The sequence below is a fragment of the Pontibacterium sp. genome, from assembly GCF_041587635.1.
Taxonomy (GTDB): domain Bacteria; phylum Pseudomonadota; class Gammaproteobacteria; order Pseudomonadales; family Balneatricaceae; genus Pontibacterium.
On the sequence record NZ_JBFGYC010000297.1, the window covers coordinates 1 to 4,970 of the forward strand.

5 protein-coding genes are annotated in these 4,970 nt (G+C 49.4%); 1 reads left to right on the top strand and 4 read right to left on the bottom strand.

The window, feature by feature from the left end; genetic code table 11:
• Positions 1 to 432, top strand: a 432-nt coding sequence (locus tag ABYW01_RS13910) for a polysaccharide deacetylase family protein (RefSeq protein ID WP_372833686.1), incomplete at its 5' end; no start/stop codon positions are given.
• Positions 433 to 446: 14 nt separating this feature from the next.
• Here the strand turns inward: ABYW01_RS13910 and ABYW01_RS13915 are convergent.
• The 4 genes from ABYW01_RS13915 to ABYW01_RS13930 are packed head-to-tail and all read right to left on the bottom strand — an operon-like array spanning position 447 to position 4,860.
• The gene (locus tag ABYW01_RS13915) at positions 447 to 1,505 is read right to left on the bottom strand and encodes a tetratricopeptide repeat protein (protein WP_372833688.1); all 1,059 of its coding nucleotides are present in this window, start codon (positions 1,503 to 1,505) and stop codon (positions 447 to 449) included.
• A 27-nt stretch (positions 1,506 to 1,532) separates the two neighbouring features.
• The gene (locus ABYW01_RS13920; protein ID WP_372833691.1) at positions 1,533 to 2,492 is read right to left on the bottom strand and encodes a type II secretion system F family protein; all 960 of its coding nucleotides are present in this window, start codon (positions 2,490 to 2,492) and stop codon (positions 1,533 to 1,535) included.
• 4 nt (positions 2,493 to 2,496) lie between these two features.
• Positions 2,497 to 3,477 carry a type II secretion system F family protein gene (locus ABYW01_RS13925; protein WP_372833694.1) on the bottom strand — a complete coding sequence of 327 codons (981 nt, stop codon included), beginning with the start codon at positions 3,475 to 3,477 and terminating at the stop codon, positions 2,497 to 2,499.
• 15 nt (positions 3,478 to 3,492) lie between these two features.
• Entirely contained in the window at positions 3,493 to 4,860 is a 1,368-nt protein-coding gene (locus ABYW01_RS13930; RefSeq protein ID WP_372833697.1) for a CpaF family protein, read from the bottom strand.
• Between the last annotated feature and the right edge of the window lie 110 nt (positions 4,861 to 4,970).

A 4,970-nucleotide genomic window follows, 5' to 3' on the forward strand; every position in this document is an offset into this window, starting at 1 on the left:
CTCATTTCAACGCTGGGCGGCGATCCTGAAAAACCGATTGAGAACCACTCGCCGTATCGTCTGCTCAGTCAGGCAGAAATTGATGAGATGCGGGACTCAGGATTGATCGAGTTTGGCGCACATACTTGCAGTCATGCGATTCTCAGCCGACTGTCCGCCGAAGAACAGGCGCGGGAGATCAACGAATCCAAGCGTGTGATTGAAGAGATGGTAGGCCGTCGCTGTGATCATTTTGCCTATCCAAATGGTAGCACTCAGGACCACGATCCAGTCACAGCGCAACTGATCAGCGACGCGGGCTTTGCCAGCTGTGTCAATATGCGTCCGGGCGCAAATCTGCCCAACACCGAACGCATGCATCTTTATCGCTACGGTATCGGGTCTGATACCACCTTCAGCCGTTTTAAGCTGATGGTGCACCATATTCGCTGACTAATATGGGTGACTCAACGCTGGGTCACCTGACTTTCACGCAACCGCTGCGTGAGTTTCATATTCTCAAACGCCTTTTCGTAATAGGTCGGTGACAGGGTCATCGCGCGATCAAAGTAAAACTCCGCCTTCTCATATTTTCCTTCCAGCAAACAGATGTAGCCAACATCGTTATGGGCGTTGGCGGGCTCCATCACCTGCTCAAATGCGGTCAGAGCAGATACATAGTTCTCTTGACGGGCATAAAGTAGTCCCAGATTACGCCATGCCTGCGGGGATTTAGGATCCAGTCGCAACGCCGCCTTATAAGATCGCTCCGCCTTTTCCCACTGATTGCTCAGGTAGTATGAGTAGCCTCTATTATTCAGCGTAATCGCCGCTTTGGGATTGATCTCCAGGGATAAGGTGTATAGCGACTGCGCCCGGTCATGATCACCCTTGAGGTCCGCGACAACGCCCAACCCATTGTACGCATGTGCTGGTGATTCCCGGTCCGCGTCAATCTGCTTTGTCACCGCAGCGATCTCATCTTCCGTCAACGGCTTCGGATGAGCATCTTCTGTCTTTAACGCCTGAAGGCGAGAGCGGTCAGCTTCCACGGATTTAGTAAAGAAGGCATGGGCATCTTTGAAACGATTGACCTTGAGATAAAGTACACCTAATGCTTCGTTGCCGTAGACATGTTCAGGTTCCCGGGAAAGTACTCCCTCGAAAGCCATAATCGCCTTACCCGTATTCCCTCGATCAAGGTGAATTTGTCCGATTTTGTAAAGGGCCTCGGTATTATTATCATCCAGCTGTATCGCCTGAATATACATAAACAGTGCTTTGTCGAACTCACCTGCTCGAAGTTGCTGATCGCCTAATTCAACCCCTTCATCTGCAGTTTTGGCTACAGGGAGGTTAGAAAAAGTAACCGTTGAGCGCCCCTCGTACAGCGCATTTTCATCGACCTTCTCTGGCGTTTCCTGATTAGCAGCGCAACCCGAAAGCACAACCAACACACTAACCAACACGAGCCACCAGCTATCTCTTTTCTGCTGCCGTACTCTATCAATCGATAACGTCATCATCCTGGAACTCCTTCTCTATTACTCCCCCTATCTTCCAAAGACTTCAAGTACCGTCAGGACAGCGGGTCCGACTGCTACCAGAAAGAATCCTGGCCACAGGCAGAAGGTGAGCGGAAAGATCATTTTAGTACCAATCTTAGCCGCTAATTCCTCAGCGCGCTGCATACGTTTATCACGAAACTCTTCTGAATAGACACGGAGAGTGTCGGCGATACTGCCACCAAAGCGCATACTCTGATCTAAAAGGGCCACTAAACCCTTGATATCATCAACCCCCGTGCGCTCTGCCATATTCTTCAAGGCATCGATACGATGCACGCCGGCACGGATTTCAGAGTTAACCAAGTTAAGCTCTTCGGCTAATTCTGGGTGACTCACATCCAGCTCCTGCGCGACACGTTGCAAGGCTGCGGATAACCCCAAACCAGATTCAATACAAACCACCAGTAGGTCTAATGCATCAGGAAAGCTTGAATGAATGGTTTTGATTCGATTAAGTGCCAGACGATCCAACACCATTGATGGCAAAAGAAAACCTGTTAGCGCTCCAAGCGCGGCATACACAAAGATTTGACGCGCGGTCACTTCTGGTAAAAAGCTTGCAGATAGTACGACCGCGAAAAAAATTGTAACGACCAACAATATTTTTATCGCGTAGAAGTTTTTGACTGCATTGTCAGATCTAAAGCCTGCGTGCATCAGCTTTAGCCGCACTTCAAACGTATGCTTGTTTTGCTTAGGTACAATTAGCTTGGTTAATGGATCCAAACTATCCATCACGCGGTTACTGTGGTCTCCGCTGTGAAGGCCGTTTGACTTGGTTAATACCCGCTTACGTCCTTCAAATGGCGACGATAAAGAACTCACTAATACGATGACACTAAACGCAAACGCCAGTGCAGCCGCTGCAGCCATACCCACAAAAACCATACGAGAGTACGATTCATTCTGTAGATATTCGTTAATCAGATCTAATAGAAATTCCATGGCTCTATACCTCTATCTTCAGAATCCGGCGTATCCAGAAGATACCCAATGTCATGGCCACACAAGCTGCTATCACCAGCTGACGGCCTTCAGGGCTTTCGACAAGAATCGGTAAATAGCCAGGGGTCGTAAAATAAATCAGTACAAACAAACCAAATGGGACTAATGTCAAAATCCACGCGGATAACCGTCCTTCTGCGGATAAAGTTTTTATTTTGCGCTGAAAGCGGAATCGCCCCCGTATCACCTTACTGATCTTATCGAGTATCTCTGCGAGATTACCCCCCGTTTCTTTCTGCACTAACACCGAAGTCACAAAGGCCATCAACGTGATACTCGGCACACGTTCCAATAGACCAAGCATTGCCCGTCGCAGATCATTCCCGTAGTTCAAGTCTGCAAACGTAATTCCGAATTCTTTACCTATCGGTGCTTCCAGTCCATCTGCCACAATATGAAGAGATTCACTAAACGGATGGCCTGCTTGAAGCGCACGCTTAATAATGTCTATCGCTTCAGGTAGCTGCTCATCAAAGCGATCCATACGTTTTTGCCGATCCCTATTGACTCGCAAAAACGGCAAAGCCAGCCCGAGCAAGCCCGCAACCAGCGCCAAAGGCCAAGTCTTACTAAACACCCAGACAGCAATCGCTGCTGCAATGCATAATAACAACGCTATTAGCACCAACTTATAAGCCAGAATTGTATGCCCTGCTTGCTCAATAAAACGCGCAATACGCTCCATCCCCGGCAACTGTTCTAAGGCACGCTCGAATCGCCCTAAGCGCTTCAGGTACTTCTCCCTAAGCAGATTACTGATCGGCGGCCTATCCGAACTCTGCTGTATCTCCTGCAATCTTTTTTGCAATCGCTTTCGGGTACTACGTGATTCCCCAAACACCGGTACGGTTATGCCGAATGAAAGAAGGAATACAGCAATACCCACCATAAGGAAAAATGTAACGGGACCTAACTGAATATCCATGGGTTTATCTCCCGCTTACTCAGGCTCAAACAGAGCTAAAGGCAGATCGATGCCCTTCTGAGCGAGTACCTGATGGAAGTAAGGCACGACGCCGGTGGCTTTAAAGTCACCCAGTACGTTGCCATCCTCGTCCAATCCATAACGCTGGAAGCGGAACAGCTCCGACATCGTGATGATGTCCCCTTCCATTCCGTTAACCTCTTGAATACTGAGCAAACGTCGACGCCCATCCTCCAAACGTCCGACCTGCAATACCACATCAATTGCCGATGCAATCTGAGATCGCAGGGCCTTCGTTGGAAAGTTGATACCTGTCATCGATACCATGTTCTCTACTCGTCCGAGTGCATCGCGCGCGCTGTTAGCGTGGATGGTGGTCAGAGAACCGTCATGACCGGTGTTCATTGCTTGCAACATATCCAGAGTTTCACCGCCGCGCACCTCCCCGAGAACAATGCGATCAGGACGCATACGCAGACTGTTTTTCACTAATTCACGCTGGGTGACTTCCCCTTTACCTTCGATATTGGGGGGACGCGTTTCCAATCTCACCACATGGGGTTGCTGCAACTGGAGCTCAGCGGAATCTTCAATAGTGACAATACGTTCATCTTCAGGGATGAACCCTGAGAGAATGTTAAGCATGGTGGTTTTACCGGAACCGGTACCACCCGAGATCAGAATATTCAGGCGAGCCTTTACGATACCTTTAAGAATCGGCGCGACCTGTACTGGAACGGACCCTAATTCCACTAAGTTGTCTATCGAGAGTAACTCAACAGCAAAACGTCGAATCGACATCTGAGGTCCATCCAGAGCCAACGGTGGGATAATGACGTTAACACGTGATCCATCTTCCAAACGTGCATCAACCATCGGAGACGCTTCATCGATATGCCGGCCTACACTTGATACGATTCGATCGACAATATTCAGTAAGTGGGTATTGCTGGTGAACTTCACCGGGCAGTGTTCTAGCTTACCAAAGCGTTCAACGTATACGGTGTCATATCCGTTAACCAAGATATCTGAGATGGTAGAGTCGGTGAGCAAAGGCTCGAGTGGGCCCAGCCCCATAATTTCGTTTTCTATCTGATCAACGATACGTTCACGCGTAATTGCACTCAGCGGAACATCAGATTCCGCCATCAGATGCGTACAGATTTCCCGTATCTGTCGCCGAGCCTCTTTCTCCTCAAGGCTATCAATCAACGACAAATCCATCACTTTCAAAAGTTCTTTGTAAATCTGTTCTTTGCACTCGGCTTCAGCGGGAGTGAGCAAGGTTATATTGAGTGCTGGCTTTACTTGTTTCGGCTTTTTCTCACCGCTGTCCTCGGAGTCGATTACAGACTCTTCTTTTGTTTCCTGCCCCCGAAGCAAGTTGAGACGTGGGCGACCCGGAGGCGATGCAGCAGCTCAAGCAGATGCCGACCGGCGGGTACGGTTTCCCGACGCGCGAGGAAGTCGCCGCCGACTACGCAGCCCGCACC

Excerpts from the sequence above, each read along its gene's own strand:
- ABYW01_RS13915 (WP_372833688.1), bottom strand. The coding sequence starts at position 1,505 with ATGATGACGTTATCGATTGATAGAGTACGGCAGCAGAAAAGAGATAGC.
- ABYW01_RS13920 (WP_372833691.1), bottom strand. The coding sequence starts at position 2,492 with ATGGAATTTCTATTAGATCTGATTAACGAATATCTACAGAATGAATCG.
- ABYW01_RS13925 (WP_372833694.1), bottom strand. The coding sequence starts at position 3,477 with ATGGATATTCAGTTAGGTCCCGTTACATTTTTCCTTATGGTGGGTATT.